Annotated in this window: 19 protein-coding genes; 5 read left to right on the top strand and 14 right to left on the bottom strand. The window is 59.5% G+C overall.

What is annotated here, in order from left to right:
• Positions 1 to 15: 15 nt before the first annotated feature.
• From JQ574_RS00095 to JQ574_RS00085, 3 genes are all read right to left on the bottom strand, one after another.
• On the bottom strand, positions 16 to 567 hold the full coding sequence (locus tag JQ574_RS00095) for a hypothetical protein (protein WP_312014597.1): 552 nt from the start codon (positions 565 to 567) through the stop codon (positions 16 to 18).
• 156 nt (positions 568 to 723) lie between these two features.
• Complete coding sequence (locus tag JQ574_RS00090) at positions 724 to 1,572, bottom strand: Ku protein (RefSeq protein ID WP_212215175.1); 849 nt, start codon at positions 1,570 to 1,572, stop codon at positions 724 to 726.
• Between the two features lie 72 nt (positions 1,573 to 1,644).
• Complete coding sequence (locus JQ574_RS00085) at positions 1,645 to 1,917, bottom strand: hypothetical protein (RefSeq protein WP_212215170.1); 273 nt, start codon at positions 1,915 to 1,917, stop codon at positions 1,645 to 1,647.
• Between the two features lie 460 nt (positions 1,918 to 2,377).
• Here JQ574_RS00085 and JQ574_RS00080 point away from each other — a divergent pair, with 460 nt between their 5' ends.
• The gene (locus JQ574_RS00080; RefSeq protein WP_212215169.1) at positions 2,378 to 2,656 is read left to right on the top strand and encodes a hypothetical protein; all 279 of its coding nucleotides are present in this window, start codon (positions 2,378 to 2,380) and stop codon (positions 2,654 to 2,656) included.
• A 306-nt stretch (positions 2,657 to 2,962) separates the two neighbouring features.
• Here JQ574_RS00080 and JQ574_RS00075 read toward each other — a convergent pair whose 3' ends face one another.
• A complete protein-coding gene (locus JQ574_RS00075) occupies positions 2,963 to 3,955 on the bottom strand; it encodes a GlxA family transcriptional regulator (protein ID WP_212215168.1) in 993 nt (330 codons plus the stop codon).
• Positions 3,956 to 4,154: 199 nt separating this feature from the next.
• Between JQ574_RS00075 and JQ574_RS00070 the strand changes: the two genes are divergently transcribed.
• Together JQ574_RS00070 and JQ574_RS00065 are read left to right on the top strand one after the other, a co-directional pair.
• The gene (locus JQ574_RS00070) at positions 4,155 to 4,904 is read left to right on the top strand and encodes a DUF899 family protein (RefSeq protein ID WP_312014596.1); all 750 of its coding nucleotides are present in this window, start codon (positions 4,155 to 4,157) and stop codon (positions 4,902 to 4,904) included.
• A gap of 73 nt (positions 4,905 to 4,977) precedes the next feature.
• Positions 4,978 to 5,709 (top strand): DUF899 domain-containing protein, encoded by a 732-nt coding sequence (locus tag JQ574_RS00065; RefSeq protein ID WP_212215167.1) that lies wholly within the window; start codon positions 4,978 to 4,980, stop codon positions 5,707 to 5,709.
• A 144-nt stretch (positions 5,710 to 5,853) separates the two neighbouring features.
• On the opposite strand, the gene JQ574_RS00055 is transcribed toward JQ574_RS00065, so the two are convergent.
• From JQ574_RS00055 to JQ574_RS34775, 7 genes are all read right to left on the bottom strand, one after another.
• Positions 5,854 to 6,033, bottom strand: a complete 180-nt coding sequence (locus JQ574_RS00055; protein ID WP_212215165.1) for a hypothetical protein — start codon at positions 6,031 to 6,033, stop codon at positions 5,854 to 5,856.
• A 7-nt stretch (positions 6,034 to 6,040) separates the two neighbouring features.
• Entirely contained in the window at positions 6,041 to 6,385 is a 345-nt protein-coding gene (locus tag JQ574_RS00050) for a hypothetical protein (RefSeq protein ID WP_212215163.1), read from the bottom strand.
• Between the two features lie 2,415 nt (positions 6,386 to 8,800).
• On the bottom strand, positions 8,801 to 9,007 hold the full coding sequence (locus JQ574_RS00045) for a hypothetical protein (protein ID WP_212215161.1): 207 nt from the start codon (positions 9,005 to 9,007) through the stop codon (positions 8,801 to 8,803).
• Positions 9,008 to 9,262: 255 nt separating this feature from the next.
• Positions 9,263 to 9,499, bottom strand: a complete 237-nt coding sequence (locus JQ574_RS00040; protein ID WP_212215159.1) for a hypothetical protein — start codon at positions 9,497 to 9,499, stop codon at positions 9,263 to 9,265.
• A 905-nt stretch (positions 9,500 to 10,404) separates the two neighbouring features.
• Entirely contained in the window at positions 10,405 to 10,530 is a 126-nt protein-coding gene (locus JQ574_RS35815; protein WP_409363452.1) for a hypothetical protein, read from the bottom strand.
• 620 nt (positions 10,531 to 11,150) lie between these two features.
• Positions 11,151 to 11,411, bottom strand: coding sequence for a hypothetical protein (locus JQ574_RS34780; RefSeq protein WP_249118995.1), 261 nt, complete (start codon positions 11,409 to 11,411; stop codon positions 11,151 to 11,153).
• A gap of 56 nt (positions 11,412 to 11,467) precedes the next feature.
• Complete coding sequence (locus JQ574_RS34775; RefSeq protein ID WP_249118994.1) at positions 11,468 to 11,641, bottom strand: hypothetical protein; 174 nt, start codon at positions 11,639 to 11,641, stop codon at positions 11,468 to 11,470.
• Between the two features lie 138 nt (positions 11,642 to 11,779).
• On the opposite strand from JQ574_RS34775, the gene JQ574_RS00025 reads away from it, so the two are divergent.
• Positions 11,780 to 11,995, top strand: a complete 216-nt coding sequence (locus JQ574_RS00025; RefSeq protein WP_212215157.1) for a hypothetical protein — start codon at positions 11,780 to 11,782, stop codon at positions 11,993 to 11,995.
• Positions 11,996 to 12,334: 339 nt separating this feature from the next.
• Here JQ574_RS00025 and JQ574_RS00020 read toward each other — a convergent pair whose 3' ends face one another.
• Positions 12,335 to 12,649, bottom strand: a complete 315-nt coding sequence (locus tag JQ574_RS00020; protein ID WP_212215156.1) for a hypothetical protein — start codon at positions 12,647 to 12,649, stop codon at positions 12,335 to 12,337.
• Between the two features lie 327 nt (positions 12,650 to 12,976).
• On the bottom strand, positions 12,977 to 13,525 hold the full coding sequence (locus JQ574_RS00015; RefSeq protein ID WP_212383143.1) for a hypothetical protein: 549 nt from the start codon (positions 13,523 to 13,525) through the stop codon (positions 12,977 to 12,979).
• A gap of 739 nt (positions 13,526 to 14,264) precedes the next feature.
• Between JQ574_RS00015 and JQ574_RS00010 the strand changes: the two genes are divergently transcribed.
• Positions 14,265 to 14,549: a hypothetical protein gene (locus tag JQ574_RS00010; protein ID WP_212215154.1), complete on the top strand. Its 285-nt coding sequence runs from the start codon at positions 14,265 to 14,267 to the stop codon at positions 14,547 to 14,549.
• Positions 14,550 to 15,180: 631 nt separating this feature from the next.
• Here the strand turns inward: JQ574_RS00010 and JQ574_RS00005 are convergent.
• The gene (locus JQ574_RS00005) at positions 15,181 to 15,444 is read right to left on the bottom strand and encodes a hypothetical protein (protein WP_212215153.1); all 264 of its coding nucleotides are present in this window, start codon (positions 15,442 to 15,444) and stop codon (positions 15,181 to 15,183) included.
• Between the last annotated feature and the right edge of the window lie 336 nt (positions 15,445 to 15,780).

Genomic DNA, 15,780 nt, shown 5'->3' with positions numbered 1-15,780 from the left:
CGGGCTTCTTGACCCTCACCCAGTTGGGCGACCGGCCGGGCGGGTAAGGTCGATCGACGAGCTTCGACACCGGGCCCTCAAGCCCCATAATGCAGGCGTGCCGGAAAAGCTCTGGCCCGATCTCGCCACGTTCGAAGTCGGAGATGAAGATACCGTCGACACGCCGCGCAAGCAGCCGGGCGAGGTCGTCTTCCTCATCGTAAGGGGCAGCTTCCGTATGTTGTCGCCGTCGGTCACCAGCAAATCGAAGGCGTAGAACTGCACCTCGTCATTACTGTGCAGGCCGTCGAAGTCTGAGATCCCATCGACGCCGAGCAACACGGCTTCGTCGTCCAGGACGAAGGACATGATGCGCAGCGCGGCCTCGGTGACCAGCGGATACTTGTCGCTCCAGTCGTAGTCGTTGCGAGTGAACAGCCGAACCCGCGTGCCCTCGCGCTGGACGATCATCCGATAGCCGTCATGCTTGATTTCGTGGATCCAGTCCGGGCCGGCCGGGACCTTTATGCCGCGCGTTGGAATGCATGGAAAGAATGTCGATTTAACCATCGGAGGTGGCTTCAGCATTCACCCTTTCTCGGGACCGCAATAGCCAAAGGCGATTGTCGACAGCGCTCGCCGTGCGTTTCAATGCGTTGGAGATCGAAACGGTAGTCCGGCCGGCATCCCGCAATTCCAGCAGCCGCCGGTCCTCTTCTTCGCTCCATGGTCCTGTCTTGACCATCAGCCGGCCTTGCGCTTCGCGGCTGGTTTGGTGCGGGTCTTCCTCGACGGCTTGTCGGCTGCGGCCGGACCTTTGCCACCCTTGATGCTCGCCTTCAGCGCATCCATCAGGTTGAAGACGTTGCTGGGCGCGGCTCGCTTCGCTGTGACGATCGGCTGGCCCTTCTGTTTCTTGTCGAGCAGTTCCTGCAGTGCTGCTTCGTAGCGGTCCTCGAACTTCGCCGGCTCGAAATGCCCGGACTTCGATTCCACGATATGTTTGGCGAGATCGAGCATGTCCTTGGTGATCTTGACGTCCTGGATGTCGTCGAAATATTCGTCTGCGTCACGCACCTCATACGGGTAGCGCAGCAGCATGCCCATCAGGCCCTTGTCGCGGGCCTCCAGCGCGATGACGTGTTCGCGGCTGGTGAGCACGACCCGGGCGATCGCGACCTTGTCCAGCGATCGGATCGTCTCCCGAATGACGGCGTAGGCATCGTGGCCGACCTTGCCGTCCGGGACAATGTAATAGGGACGAACGAGGTAGAGATCATCAATCTCGCTGCGCGGCACGAACTCGTCGATCTCGATGGTGCGGGTGGACTCGAGCGCGATGTTTTCGAGCTCGTCCTTGGTCACTTCAAGATAGCGATCCTTGTCGACCTGGTAGCCCTTGATGATGTCGCCGCTCTCGACTTCCTCGCCGGTGTCGGCATCGACCTTGAGATAGCGGATGCGGTTGCCGGTTTTCTTGTTGATCTGGTTGAAGCTGATCTTTTCGGATTCCGAGGTAGCGGGAAACAATGCGATCGGGCATGTCACGAGGGACAGCCGCAAAAAGCCCTTCCAATTGGCGCGCGGGGCCATAACTCAAAACTCCAACTGATACCCATTATTCGAATCAATATAGGTGGGTAACCGTCGAAGTGGAGTCTGGTTTCAGCAGTCCGGGCAGGTATCGCCGTTCGACTGCATGACTGCCTCTAATGCTGCAATGCATGCTTCCGGCGTAGAGCCGGGAAACGGGTTCCGCCAGGCTTCCTCGCGTGCCCTGTTCCAGGCATCGGGGTCCGAGCGGTCTCGCCGATGGCCGTGATGGTCGCACTCGGTCACGGCTTGCTGTTCGATCAGTACGCCGAGCGCCCAGCCTTCCAGCGTGCGGTATGCGGGCCGTCCGGCCGGCCGGGAAGTCTTACGCTGCGGGCTGCTCATGTTGTCCTCGAATCAAATGATGAGCAGCAATATAACACCTGGCCCCCTTGGTCTGAATCGATAGCGGTTTATGCCCACTGTCCACTGATGGACGTACGCAGGTTCAGTCGCGGCCACCTCAAGCGCAATGTTCAAAAGTGAACCCAGCAACATGACAACAATTTAATTCGGGCAACTGAAATCTTTTGGCGACCAGCTAGCGTATTTCGAGTGTCGGCAGAGGTGCGCCGCTTTCGCATCGACGCCGGCCGGCGGTCCCATCGCTGTCCCAAGGTGGGGCCGCTGTCCACACGAGTGCAGGGATAGGAACGATCAATATTCCTCTGACTTGGTTCGTCTCTAACAACGGAGGAAGCGATGCGGAAGAAGCTACCAATCATTGCGTTAGGTCTGTTTTTTGCGCTCGGTAGTTCACTAGCGCTTGCGCAGGGCGCCGGCGGTTCTGGGGCAGGTGGCTCTGGTGCGGGTGGAGCAGGCGCTGGCGGTGCTGGAGCCGGCGGTGCGGGAGCCGGGGCAGGCGGTGCTGGTGCTGGTGGTGCTGGTGCTGGCGGCGCCGGTGGCGCAGGCGGGAGCGGAGCCGGTAGCGGTGCCGCTGCTGGTGGCGGTGGGGATCCAGCGCTGGATAGAGCCACCCCCGGCGCGCCGCGTGCACCCGGAACAGGTCCGTTGCCGAAGGATCGATAGGTTAAGCGACGAACGGTCTCAGCTATTAATCTGCGGCCGTTCGTATCGCCATTAAGCGGGGAACGGCCAATGAAGGATGACCCTTGAAAACCCGAGCACTTTCCGCTTCGCACCGAAAAGGATAAAATCGTCACAAGCGATGGCAAGCCTGTTGCTCAAACCAACGACGAGACAACTGCCGAAGTCATTGCCGACCGTCTGAACATTGAGGAGGCCCAAAGAGAAGAAGACCGCTGGTCTGCTTAATTACCCAAGGTCGATCATCTCGATCGGGTATTCGAACGCCACGCCTTTCGATCATTTTCCCGGAACGGCCGCCAGAATCGTGGCCGCTCCCGAGGCGACCCAGGCAACCTGAACTCTACCGGTCTCGGCTCGGGGCCGCCGACTGCGCGTGCATCTCTCGATAAAGCCTTGGCGACATGCCAAACCGGCGCTCGAAGGCCTTCGCGAACCTGGAACTGGGAAGTCCGACGCGTGATGCCGTCAACTTGGTCGCCAAACCCTGCGAGAGCAGCACACGTGCGGCGTCCAGCCGAATGGACTCGATCAGCCGCGCCGGTGTTTCGTCCATCGCCTCGGTGAATTTTCTGAAGAAGCTGCGTTCGCTGAGACCGGCTCTCGCCGCCAGGGTCGGTACATCCAGATTATGCTCCAAATTCAATTGCACCCAGTCCATCAGGTCGCCAAAAGGATGTTCGGCGGTTCGCTGAGCGCGCAGCAGCGGACTGAATTGTGACTGATTGCCCGGCCGGCGGACGTAGAGCACTAGCCGTTTAGCCACGTCATTGGCGACGGCCATACCTGTGTCGTTGGCAACCATTGCGAGCGCCATGTCGATCCCTGTCGTTACGCCGGCAGAGGTCCATACGTTGCCGTCCTTGACGTAGATGGCGTTTTCGTCGACCTCGACTTTTGGGAATGCCGCGGCCAGTGATCGACAGGCACTCCAATGCGATGCGACGCAGCGACCGTCGATCAACTTGAGCTTGGCGAGCACGAAGGTTCCTGCGCAAACGGAGCCGTATCGGTTCGATTTCCTGGCCCAGCGCGGCGCTCGTTCGCAGATGACAGGATCCTTGAGGACTTTTCGCAGAGGACCGGCTTCAGCACCCGCGACAAGGAAGGTATGCAGTTTTCGGGGAGGCACCTTTGAAAGCGGCTTCGTATTCACGCTGACGCCGCTGCTGCTGCGCACCGCGCCTCCGATCGAAGACACCATCGAAATTTCGTAAGCGGGATCCTTTTCCTGTTGATCGAGCACGAAATTGGCCGTGCTGAACACAGACACCGGTCCGCTGGCGTCCAGTAGCTCGAATCCTGGATAGATCAGTATGGCGACTTCGATCGGCATTGGCGGAAAATCGCATGATTTTGACATTTACGCCATGCCGCTTGCTTCTTACCCTATGGATGAGCCGGAGCGACCTCATGAGTTCAGTGCAGCAGGCGACGAGTAGAGTTTGCCTTTCACACGCCTTCATTTGCGCTGACGGTAACGTCGGGAGCGGCATTTGGATCACAGGCGCATCGGAATGACGGGAGAGAGCCAAGTGAGTAAGTTCCTAGCCGACAAAACCGAATTGCCGCGGACCGTCGATCGCGCAGAATTTCATGCAGAGCTCGATACGCTACGGCTCCGGGAAAAAGCTCACACACGGGAAAGCGACGCGATTGCGGCCGCCCGCCGGCGGCTGCCGATGGTCGCTGTGGATGGCGCCACGCCGCTTGTCGGCGAGGGCGGGGCGGTGACGCTGATCGACGCGTTCGAGGAACGCAGGCTACTCATCGCCTATTACTTCATGTGGCACGACGGTCGCCCGGCTCCGGAGCAGTGCGAGGGCTGCACTTTCTTTACGACGCAGGTCCGCGAGCTGTCTCATATCCATTCTCGCGACGTCACCTACGCCACGTTCTGCCAGGGTCCATACGACGAGAGCGTCCGCTACCGCGACTTCATGGGCTGGAACATGCCGTGGTATTCGGCCCAGGATTCGCTTGACACCCTCCTGGTCGGGCGGCGGGTCGGAATGATGCACCTAATCTGCTACCTGCGACGGGGATCCGAGGTCTTCGAAACGTACTGGACGACGATGCGCGGCGTCGAGGCGATGGATAACAGCTACCGACTGCTCGACCTGACCGTCTACGGACGGCAGGAGCCGTGGGAGGACTCGCCCGCGGACTGGCCGCAAGGGTGGGGAGAAGGCAAGCATCGTATGCGCGACGATGGACGTCCCATCTCACAATGGCCTCGCCTGAACGCCGGGAGTTCCGACGACTTGGGCACCGGCGGCGGCTGACTTTGTCTCTGCAGCGAAAGGCCCACCCCGGCACGCACATGGAATGCATCTGAGTTTTGGAGGCTTGAGAAGCATGACCACATCGTCTGATAACCACCAAAAGAGCGAGCTGCTCGGAATGCAGACACCGCCGATTGTGTCGGCTGAGGAGTGGATGGCTGCGTCGAAGCAGCTGCTCGTGAAGGAGAAGGCCCACAGCCGAGCCCGCGATGCGCTGGCCGCGGAGCGTCGGCGGATGCCCTGGCTGGCCGTGGAGAAGGAATATGCGTTCATCGGACCGGAGGGCAAGATGAGCCTGCTCGACTTGTTCCAGAGCCAGCGGCAATTGATCGTCTACCGCGCCTTCTTTGAACCCGGCGTATCCGGCTGGCCGGAACATGCCTGCATCGGCTGCTCGATGGTGGCGGATCAGGTCGCCCACCCCGTCCATCTGAACGCCCGCGACACGAGTCTCGCGTTTGTCTCCCGCGCACCGCAACCGGACATCAATCGCGTGAAGGCGCGGATGGGCTGGGAGCATATCCCGTGGTACACGCTGACCGACGACTTCGAGACCGACTTCGGCGTGGAAGAATGGCACGGCACGAACGCATTCATTCGAGACGGCAAACGCCTGTTCCGTACCTACTTCAACCACGGCGGCCGTGGCGACGAGCAAATGGGCAACACGTGGAATTACCTCGATATCACTGCACTCGGTCGCCAGGAGTCGTGGGAAGACTCACCCCGGGGCTATCCTCAGACTCCGCCATACGATTGGTGGGTCTGGCATGATACCGGGGTGACGGATCCTGATCGATCCTAAGTGGGGCGAGTCGTGTAGCCGTCGTATTTGACCTCGTGAATCCAGTCCGGGCCGATCGGGACCGTCGTCTTGGCGACCGGCTTGCAAAACTCGAACTGCTTCATGATTGGCAGCTATGCACGGCGGCGAAAGCTATTAGTCGCCTCATCGCTGGCGAAACGGAATGACTTGGCCGTCGGCTGCCTCGATCACCGCTCTGGCAAGCGCGCCGGTGTCGAACCCAAGCTCGGCTAATTCTGCGCCGAAACCTTGCCGTTCGAATTCGGCGACAATCGCTTCAACTACCTTAATGAAGCGGGCGGTGTTGGCGACGGGGTCGGACATGGATCCCTCAGATTTGCAGTGGTAACGGCAGTTGCACGCCGATCTTTCGGCCGAGCTGGCCCTCGATGAAATCCTGCAGGCTATCGGACGCCTCGCGGCCCTCGGCGCTGACGCGGCGCTCCAGCTCGCGGGCGACGTCTTCGGACGTGTCCCGTGACCAGCCCTCTGCCGGATTGAAGGCCACAACCCGCAGCACCCGGGCATACTCGCCGCGCAGCAAGCCGGAAATGAGAGTAGGATAATCGATGCCTTCGTCGGTCTCGCGGAAGGCCGCACCGCTGCTGAAATCTTCGAGAACGATGTAAAAATCCCGGTCCAAATGGTCGTTTGGAATGATCGACGGCGAACTCATACGCAACTCCACGCGCCCCTGATCCAAGATAGGAGAGGGCAGGTGGATTTGCGAATCACCAAGGCACGAAAACGGCCCCAGCCGGGGGAGCAGCTGAGGCCGTTGCCTTCGGGGACGTGCCGGGGGCGGCCCGGCACGATCACAAATCGCGCTTGGCCGCGAAGGTTCCTATGCGAACAGCGGGGGCTCGCCTGTTTTTCCCCCAAAATAGGTAACGCCAAGGTGGCTGATCCGCCGCTGACTTGAAATCTGCAATGGCTTGAACGAGACCTCAACGCCGCTTATTGCCCGGTGGTCTTCTTCGTTTGCGGGAACAAGTGGCAATGCTCGGCATTGAGGCCACGTGTCTGAAGCAGACGATAGACGCGTATAAAACGGCCTCAGCGCGCGTCCCCCGAAGGCGCTGGGGCCGTTTTCTTATGGGTGCTGGCCGAATTCGGCCACTTGCGAACCAAAAACAGGCCACTCAATGAAAACCCCCATCCGGGGGCTAGCGCGGACGGGCGTCATTCCAAAGCGCTCACGGAGGCGATCTGGTGAGCGCCGCCGACAACCTAGCAGCGGACTTCATTTCCAAAAAGTGGAATCGGAAGACCTGGTATTTGTGCCGGGACCAAGTGGCAATGAACGGCGTTGAAATGGCTTGTCTGGAGGAGAGACCGGACATATCAAAACGGCCTCAGCGCGTCCCCCGATAGCCGCTGAGGCCGTTGCTTTTTGGAGCTACTGGCTGCCGAGTCGTCTTGGATAAAAGCGCTTCTTGCGCCTGTGAGCCGACGGCCGCGTGCAAAGAACAGCCCGCACTATTGCGGGCTGTTAGGAGTGTCACCAGCCGTGATGGTGGTGACGATGGCCGCCGAAACCAAAGCCTAGGCTTATGGACGGGCCGCCGTAACCATACCCCCCGTACGGCCGAGCGTAGTATGCTGGCGGAGCGTAGTAAGCCCGCCGAGGATAATACGCATAGCTCCTGTAGTAGCGACGATGGCCATAATGGCGATGGCGACGGTGCGCACTTAAGTCGGTTGACTGGCTTGTTCCGACTGTTGCGCCTTCCGTCTTCTTCGCCGAGTTGTCAGCGTTTGCTACGCTGCCCCCGAGCAGCGCGGCAGCACCGACGGCAAGTACGATAGCTAGCTTTTTCATGTCTCACTCCTTTGCATTCAACTACGTTTCGATAACCGGCACGAGGCTTCTATGTTCCGACGCAAACCCGCGCTAAGTCCCTGAATAAGCGTTCATATTGCGGAGCTGCCAAGTAGGCTGAGCAGGCGTAGGGGTCTTTCGTCGTTAGGAACAAGTGGCAACGACCGCCGTTGGCGGCGGTGTCCGTTTTCAGACGCCGGACACATCGAAGCGGCCTCAGTGCGCTTCCGTCTAGAGCGCCGGGGTCGTTTCTTTTTGGGGAGACTGATTTGTCAGCTGACTGGGTATTGCCGGGAACAAGTGGTAACTGCTCCATGTTGAACCCGTCTAGTGGAATTCAGACACATGCCTTTACGGCCTCAGCGCGCGCCATCCATCTTAGGCTGCTGGCCGACCATCGGTTAAAGGGATGGCACATTGAGATAGCGGCCTCAGTTGGCGGCCTTTGGCCTTAGGCGGCCCCAGCGGACTGGCGGTGCACTGGGGCACAGCCGACCGGCAACGGCGGTTGCCAACGGCCTCCTCAACTACCCGCAACTCAGCCGACCTTTCCGAACTAGTCCGGAGTACCTCAGTTGGCGGCCTCTTTCATTTGGATGTGCCGGCGTCGCGGCCATGGCGGGCCTTCGGTACCGGTAGGAGCATCTTGGTAGATGATTTAACTTCCGACCATGCGTCCCGGCTTTCGCAAGCGGCGCAATCCGGCGGCTCATTGCCGTCGCTGCTTGTTAGAGTTCACCCTTCCGACTGCTCTACATCAGGCGCTCGGGGGCTGGCATCAAGCGCTTGTTTACTCTTGGATGAAAGATCGGCGGCCTTTGATAGAAGGCCTGCGGCAACGTCTGGATCGGTGGTGGCCTTCGCAAACTTTAGAAGTGTTGCGGCTTGGTCCGCCAAGTACTTTTTCCCAATCACGATTAGTTCCCGTCACGTTGCACCCCATGCAAAGACTCGCTGTGGGCGATTCCGTTCCGAGGAACTGTACAAAAATGTACATAGCCAATTGGTTCCCGAAAATTTAAAGCCAGTGCCGCTTCTGTCCTGGGCGGAGCGGCCACGCGGCGTCACCTCAAGCCCCAATACACAATTAAGACGAGCCCAGCGAGGGCCGCAACAAACAGGCCGGCTTCAAAGTATCGGTTGGCTTCACGGTCGTTCCGGCTCACTGGCTGCACTCGGCCATTTCCTCAATAGGACCGGGTGCAGCGCCGTTCGGATAACTACGGGTAGTTCGCTTAAAAATCGCTGGAAAGACGCTCGAACAAATGTTCAAGCGAACAGATCAGAGCCGGCGGGCGTGAATTTTACGAATGTCCCGCTCTCGTGCAGCACCAGCCAACCCTGCTCGATCGCGTATTTGAGACCGGCGCTGTATTCCGCCGGTGTTGCCTTGTCGCCAAACAGGAAAGGCCCGTTGATCTTCTCGATGTAGATTCGGCCATCTTGGATGGAATCGAATGCCTGGGCGTGTTCCATCAGGCGTCGGGCAGCCTTTTCCGGATCGGAGTAGGGGCGGGCGTCGGCGTAAATACTCGCCCTCAAAGATAGCCGAGGTGACTGATCGCTCCATGGGCGCGATAGTGACTAAGGCCCACAAGTTGAAGCTGCCGCTTCAATCGCGCCGCCTGCTAGAAAAACCCAAGCTACCGCGGAAGACGCGCCTCGCGGCGCGAAAGCCGCCCCTAAAGGGGTGTCTAGCTCCCAGTCCTCTCTGATTCCCGCCTCACAGTTTCATCCGGGCGATGAAGAGCCGTCGTGGGTGTGTGCTCGGTAATACAAATGCATTTCGCCGCCGCTCGGAATTGGGCGGGTTATTCGCTTGATACGTCCCTCGGCGGTCAACCGGTTCAACTTGTGATGCGTTGTTGCGCGCGCCCCTAGATCGTAGCGCATCCAAATCTCAGTGGCGCCCTCTGCGCTGTCTTCACTGACTGGAATGGTTGTCCACAACCGTTCGAGGTCGGCCATGCTGAATCTCTTCATTGAGAGTCCTAGCGCATAAGAACCCCTAACCCGACAAACCGTCATTCGCTATAATTGAAGAGAACTCGGCAATCGAATAGCTCTCGATGCCGTCGCTAATAAGAAACGTCGGTGAGCTTGCCTGCGACATGCCATTCGACCGCTTTTGCGAATGCCTCTTTCGCGGTTTCGGTAGTCACGGAAACAAGATGATCGTCAACATAGGCAGTCACTGAAAATGGCATAGGGCATCGCTTATCCGAATAGGAAAGATCAAAAAAACTCGAAGGCGCACTGCAGAGTCCAGCTCCTTCATTGAAATGAAACCCCCGTCCGGGGGGCTAGCGCGGACGGGGGCATTCCAAAGCGCTCCCGGCGGCGTTTTGGTGAGCGCCAACCGAAAACCTAACAGCGGAGTTCATTGCCGGAAAGGAGATTCGGGAGAACTTGGTATTTGTACCGGGGCACGCCCGGCAGGCCGCCTCACTTGCGGAAAATGCGACGGGTCATGAGATGATTGCGCGCGTTGCTAATCCATATGTGCTTCGTGAACGTGACGGTCGGTTACCGCTATGTCGATCTCGGCGCCACAGAAATTGATTGCGTAGGCAGCGGCGGGTGAGCTCGGGCATGACCCATTGAAGCGCGCTCGCGGCGTCTAGGCAAACGACTCCAGCGCTATGGTTCGTATCTGCCGCGGCATACTCGGGATTGCGCTGCTTCAGCCGGAGTTGGACAAGCCGAACTGCTTTGCCCGTTTTCTGTACCGCCGTTGCAATCGAGCATAAACAGCTGGCGTGTTCGATTCAGTTCAACAGCTATCTCGGCGGCTTCCTTTCCGGCATTGAGAAGCTCATCAAGCTTTTGCTCCTCTTCGGAGGTCCAACGCCGTCTCGCCGGACTCGGAGCTGTCATTTCTTCGCCTTGGGTTGAGCTTTTGTGGGCGGTGGCGCTGCAGCCTCGCGCTCCAGCCGCTCGGCCTTGAGACGCTCGCGGTTTTTTGAGAACGCCTTTTGCGCGATCTCGTGCTCGGTCATTGCCTTTTCGGCGTCGACTTGGCGGAATGCCTTACGCGCTTCGCGCTCGGCTTTGCTGACCGGCTTCTGTGGCTCAACTTTGCCGGTACCTTTGTCATTTTCTTAGCCTTCAGCCAAGATCTCGACCAGCCGGAGTGTTCCGCAACCAGAGTGGGCGCGCAAGCGATAAGGCGCCTTACGTGCATGGTTCAAAAGTGAACAGACGGCCCAGCAACGGCGCGCTTAACTAGATCCATTGCTTTTAGCTGCGTAATACTTGCGTTCCGCCCGGCATGTTGCCGGGCTTTTCGCATGCCAAGGAGCGGCCCAGCCATGAGGAAATTCGTTGCCTACGCGCTCGACCTTAGCGGGATGGCGCTGGCCTATGACCTCCCGCTACCGACTCGCAGGCCGGGACGGGGGGACCCGCCCAATATCTTGAATACCACCCGACCATCGAGATTTGGTCTCACGACCACCGGCGGGTCGCGCGGCTGGTGCGGAAATAGACGTTAAATGAAACTTGGCCGGGCACGCCATGGATCGCAGCACCCTGTATTTCCGACTCGGGATGATCTGCCTGGCGGTCTTGGTGGCGTTCCTTGGCTTTATGATCTTCGCGTAAGGCCACGCAGGATGCGTTACCGCTCGAGTCCCATAAGGCAGGCGTGCCGGAAGAGTTCGGGCCTGATCTCGCCGCGTTCGAAGTCGGAGATGAAGATGCCGTCGACACGCCGCGCCAGCAACCGCGCGAGGTTGGTCTTCCTCATTGTAAGGGGCAGCTTCCGTATATCGTCACCGTCGCTCACCAGCATGTCGAAGGCGTAGAACTGTACCTCGTCATTGTGCTTACGGGAATGCAGGTCGTCGAAGTCGGAGATCCCGTCGACGCCGAGCAGCACCGCTTCACCATTCAGTACGAACGACGTCGACCGGATGCGCAGCGCCGCCTCGGTGATCAGTATCGATCGCTCCAGTCGAAACCGTTCCTGGTGAACAGCCGCACCCGCTTGCCCTCGCGGTGCACGACCAGCCGATAGCCATCGTGCTTGACCTCGTGGATCCAGCTTTTGCTGGTCGGGACCTTGGTGGCGCGGGTTGGGATGCAGGGTTCAAAAGCACTGGTACGCATCCGGCTTAGATAGGCGATGGCGCCTAGAATGCGAATCCTGCCGCCCGCTCAAAGAGCGACCGCCCTTGGCTGCGACCGTTCCATGGGAACTTTCCTATTTTTCCCGCTTTGTTTTTTGGATTGGAGAGGAGGATTTCCATGAAGCGCAAACGTTGGTCCGACGATGATATCGCCAAGCTTCGCGGCATGGCCCAGAAGATGCCCCCGACGCAAATCGCAGCTGCCTTGGGTAGGGGTGTTGCTGCCGTGACGGTGAAGGCGCACGAACTGAAGCTATCGCTTCGGATGCATCCGAATCCTGCCGGCCAGAGGCCGACTGCTGATGCGTCCGAGGTTGACGTGCGCCTAGAATAAGCGAGGTTTGTGCGTTGGATTGTCCGCCACCCCGCGAGAGTTGTGTAGGAAACCCGCCGGGGGACATGACCGGCGGGTTTTTCTTTGCATGCGCAAACGTACCCCTATACGAGGCTGACAACGGCGAGGACTAATTCGGGGCCGAATTCGCTCGATGCCAGCGCGATCACTGTTCCAGCTACGGCTAAAATGGTGGTGACTGTGAGAGCTATCATTTTGAAAATCCCCTGATGCCTGTGATGGTGAGGCTGCGCCGGCTTCGTTTCCGGACGATTGCGTGGGGACAGGCAATCGGTTTCGTTCACCGAGACGTTATCTCCCGTAGGAGTGTCGAAATCGTCATCGCCGGGCGATTCCGGTCTGCAAGAACGCTTGCATGGAAGCAGGCATTTCATCGAGCTCGGCAAAGCGTCGGCGCAGCTCGATGGCGACATCCACGGTGACGTCGCGGGACCAGCCCTCGGCGGTATTGAAGGCGACGATTCTCGCCGGGCAGCTATACTGACCGTCCATCAGGTCGCGGATAAGCGTTTCGTGATTAGCAGCATCTTCGGCGGTCTCGCGCCATGCGCGGCCAAGGCGTCCGCCAAAGTCGTCCAACACTAGGTAAATATCCTGGCCGGCTTCTGGCACCATCGAGGGCGACCGACGCATACACAACTCCGCACGGGCGGGCTCCAGCCCCGGGAGTCAAGATGACGGCGCAAAGAGCTGGAGCCGCGGTGACAGTCCATAGACGCCACCCGATTCCTACGCTGTCAGGACCTAGATCGTTCCTAGGAAATTTTGTCGCGGTGACTAGCGAGTCCCCCATGCGAGCGTGCTCGATGTACGCGTCGGGCTTAGATAGGCGAGGGCGCGGAGGGGCCGCTTTTTTGCGCCGGCGGCCATCAGGTCGGCCAGGGTCATCAACCCCATCATTGCGGCGAGGGTCACCAGGCCGCACAGTGTTGCGATTACCGCGAGCACGGCGGCCCTCATTTAGTTCGGCGAATGCAGCTCCTGAGACGCGAGCCATTCGTCAACATGGGGCGGGGTTTCCAGATCTTCGGCCCGCTTCAATTCAGCGAGCCTGAACAGGCCAAGCACGACGATTGCCGGGATCGATACGGCGGCGGTTGCCAACGCCATTAGTTCCAACATGGTGGCCACCCGATCTGGGTTGCAACCCTGTAACGTCCGCAGGCCCCCTTCCTCCATTGGAACCTTTTGCCCGATCGCGTGCTTTTCCCGCGGCGAAGGCGACATTAAAATGGCAGTCAACAAGCCGAAAGGCGACAATGCCCGCAAGGGTGCAGTGAAGAAGCGATCGCAGGTGAAAACCCCACTCGGCGGCGCGAGCGCATGGACCAAGCGCAACAAAAAGGGCGGCGAGTTCGTGGCGGTGAAGAAGCCGGCAAAAAAGGCTAAGGCGGCGAAAAAGTTCAAGGGCGTGCGGGTCGAGAAGAAGCGGGCGCGAGCTGCCCGATAGCCTCCGCGATGTTGCGAGGTGTGTGATGAGACCCAATCGGATAAGGCCATCGACTTCATTGGAAATTGCGCCTTCTCAAGTTTGCACAAGACGCGCGAGCTACGGCCGGCCGCATCAAACCTGGTCGAGAACAGGACATTTTGATTCAGAAGGCGCGGAAGGCCGAGGCGATGGCCGATGCCGAGAACCGGCGCGAGACGCTGGCATGTGAAACGGCCCCAGCGCGAGGGGCAAGCTGAGGCCGTCGGCTTCCGAGAGGTCGTGCCGAAGGAGCTGTCCGGCACAGGTCTATAATTTCGAAGGCCTACGCTCGTTCCAAATCTTGGTGCGGGTCCTTTTGCCTGGTCCGTCCCAATCAGAACACCCACGCTTCCGAATTAGGACATAGGATGGGCCACATCGAATGGTGACCTTGGGGCATCGTGCCCAGCCTCGGCGGGGGGACGATATGGAATGGGCCCCGGCCAAGCCCCGGTCGGGGCCTTTCGTTTCGGTGTCGGAGCTACGCGTAACCAGATTGATGAAGCATGATCGACCCCGATTGCCCAATCTGCCACGGCCTCGGTTGGGTGTGCGAGAACCACCCGGACAAGGTTTGGGACCGGGACAGGGGCTGCGAGTGCGGCGCGGGGATGCCGTGCGAATGCCAACGTGCCAATGGTCTTGCGCAGCCCGACATCAGCAAGGTTATGGATGAGCGGTAGATGATCTGGCCGCGCGAGTGAGCGCAACCAGCTTCCCGCTATGGAACCAACGATCTTTCGCGCGCTTGGTGCATTTTTAACGAGGAGGACTCACATGAAGAAGCTAGCGACGGTGGCGACATTCGCGTTTTTCGTCCTGGGATCGTCTTTGGCCTCGGCCCAGACCGGCGGGCCGATGATGTTGGGAAAAGACACCAGCAAAACTGGCGCCACGCCTCCCAACGCAGGCGCCAGTGCGCCCATCACGGTTGATCCAAAAGCCAAGAAACCGGTTCCTATGTCAGGCCCTGATTACCAGCACAAAGCAGGCGCCGCTCCGCCCAACGCGGGCGCCAGCGCACCCATCGCAGCTGCGCCCGCGGCCAAAGGCAAGAAGTAAGACGAGGATCAGTTTTTGTGCGTCTGGGAAGGCCCGTTACGGTGCGAGCCCAGCGCCGCGTGTCGCCTTTGACTCGGTGCCCATAACCCGAGGGCCGCCTCAGCGCGCGCGCACGAGTTGGCAGCTATTCTGGGATTTCGTCAGCGGAGGTACTCCGAACTAGTCGGGAAAAACCAGCAAGATTGCCGGTAGGCTGGCCCCGCCGGCAACCGCCGTTGCCCGCAGTTGCGAGAAGCGGCCCCGGTGCATCGTGAGAGCCGGGGCCGCCTATCCACGGCTAAAAAGGCGACCACAACTCGAACCAAGCCCCAAAGCAAACGGCCCCAACCGGGGGCCGCCAACCCGAACGATACGGATTTTCCAGCGGTCGGGGGGCACCATCATGGCTGGAAGCTTTAACCAGACGCTCCGCCCAGCTGATTGTTCCAGAGCGAACCGGGAATAAGTGGCAATTGGTCTAGGATCCCACAGAGGACTGGGCGCTCCGATTTTGCGGTGTAGATTCACATTTGATAGAGCCAGAGCCTCCTCAAGGTGACATGCTTTGCCGACCGGGGAGGAGGGTGAACCTTTTCATTTCCGATACTTTGAAACCCGGCAGGCCGCTGCTCGAAAGATCAGCGGCCTTCGTTTATGCAAAGACGTCCGCGCCGGCAGGCGTGAATTTCACGAATGTCCCGCTCTCGTGCAGTACCAGCCAGCCCTTGTCGATCGCGTATTTGAGGCCAGCGCTGTATTGCGCTGGCGTGGCCTTGTCGCCGAACAGGAAGGGACCGTTGATCTTCTCGATATAGATTCGGTTGTCCTGGATGGGCTCGAAGGCCTGCGCGTGCTCCATCAGGCGGCGGGCTGCTTTCTCCGGGTCGGAGTAGGGGCTTTCGCCGGTGAATTTCATGTGAGGGTCTGTTCTTCTTCGGTCATGTGAGCCGCGTAGATGTGACGGTCCATGGTGGTGATGCCGATCGGCGCGCCGCAATAGCATGTCGACCGGCCATCGGTTGACTGTGTCGGTAGCTTGCAGCCGGTTTTCCAATTTTCTGTTTCCAGCGGTTCCAGGCGCGCTGCCGGCGATGGCCGCTATGGCCGACCATGTCCGTCCGTTCACGGGGGTAGAGCGGAAGTCGCTTTTTGAGGGTGACACTTCCGTTTTTGACCCTGGCTGTGTGAAAACGCCGCTGCTTTGCTATTATTCTCTCGTGATTCTGCGGGGGAAGCTGATGCGGCGCTTCGT

Source organism: Bradyrhizobium sp. AUGA SZCCT0158 (genome assembly GCF_018130065.1).
Classification (GTDB): domain Bacteria; phylum Pseudomonadota; class Alphaproteobacteria; order Rhizobiales; family Xanthobacteraceae; genus Bradyrhizobium.
Note: the sequence above shows the minus strand (reverse complement) of the source record. Positions and strands in the feature narration are given on the sequence as shown.

Bases quoted from the DNA above. Each gene is read 5' to 3' on its own strand.
- JQ574_RS00095 (WP_312014597.1), bottom strand. From the start codon at position 567: ATGCTGAAGCCACCTCCGATGGTTAAATCGACATTCTTTCCATGCATT.
- JQ574_RS00090 (WP_212215175.1), bottom strand. From the start codon at position 1,572: ATGGCCCCGCGCGCCAATTGGAAGGGCTTTTTGCGGCTGTCCCTCGTG.
- JQ574_RS00085 (WP_212215170.1), bottom strand. From the start codon at position 1,917: ATGAGCAGCCCGCAGCGTAAGACTTCCCGGCCGGCCGGACGGCCCGCA.
- JQ574_RS00075 (WP_212215168.1), bottom strand. From the start codon at position 3,955: ATGCCGATCGAAGTCGCCATACTGATCTATCCAGGATTCGAGCTACTG.
- JQ574_RS00065 (WP_212215167.1), top strand. From the start codon at position 4,978: ATGACCACATCGTCTGATAACCACCAAAAGAGCGAGCTGCTCGGAATG.
- JQ574_RS00055 (WP_212215165.1), bottom strand. From the start codon at position 6,033: ATGTCCGACCCCGTCGCCAACACCGCCCGCTTCATTAAGGTAGTTGAA.
- JQ574_RS00050 (WP_212215163.1), bottom strand. From the start codon at position 6,385: ATGAGTTCGCCGTCGATCATTCCAAACGACCATTTGGACCGGGATTTT.
- JQ574_RS00045 (WP_212215161.1), bottom strand. From the start codon at position 9,007: ATGGAACACGCCCAGGCATTCGATTCCATCCAAGATGGCCGAATCTAC.
- JQ574_RS00040 (WP_212215159.1), bottom strand. From the start codon at position 9,499: ATGGCCGACCTCGAACGGTTGTGGACAACCATTCCAGTCAGTGAAGAC.
- JQ574_RS35815 (WP_409363452.1), bottom strand. From the start codon at position 10,530: ATGACCGAGCACGAGATCGCGCAAAAGGCGTTCTCAAAAAACCGCGAG.
- JQ574_RS34775 (WP_249118994.1), bottom strand. From the start codon at position 11,641: ATGCGTACCAGTGCTTTTGAACCCTGCATCCCAACCCGCGCCACCAAG.
- JQ574_RS00025 (WP_212215157.1), top strand. From the start codon at position 11,780: ATGAAGCGCAAACGTTGGTCCGACGATGATATCGCCAAGCTTCGCGGC.
- JQ574_RS00020 (WP_212215156.1), bottom strand. From the start codon at position 12,649: ATGCGTCGGTCGCCCTCGATGGTGCCAGAAGCCGGCCAGGATATTTAC.
- JQ574_RS00015 (WP_212383143.1), bottom strand. From the start codon at position 13,525: ATGAAGTCGATGGCCTTATCCGATTGGGTCTCATCACACACCTCGCAA.
- JQ574_RS00010 (WP_212215154.1), top strand. From the start codon at position 14,265: ATGAAGAAGCTAGCGACGGTGGCGACATTCGCGTTTTTCGTCCTGGGA.
- JQ574_RS00005 (WP_212215153.1), bottom strand. From the start codon at position 15,444: ATGAAATTCACCGGCGAAAGCCCCTACTCCGACCCGGAGAAAGCAGCC.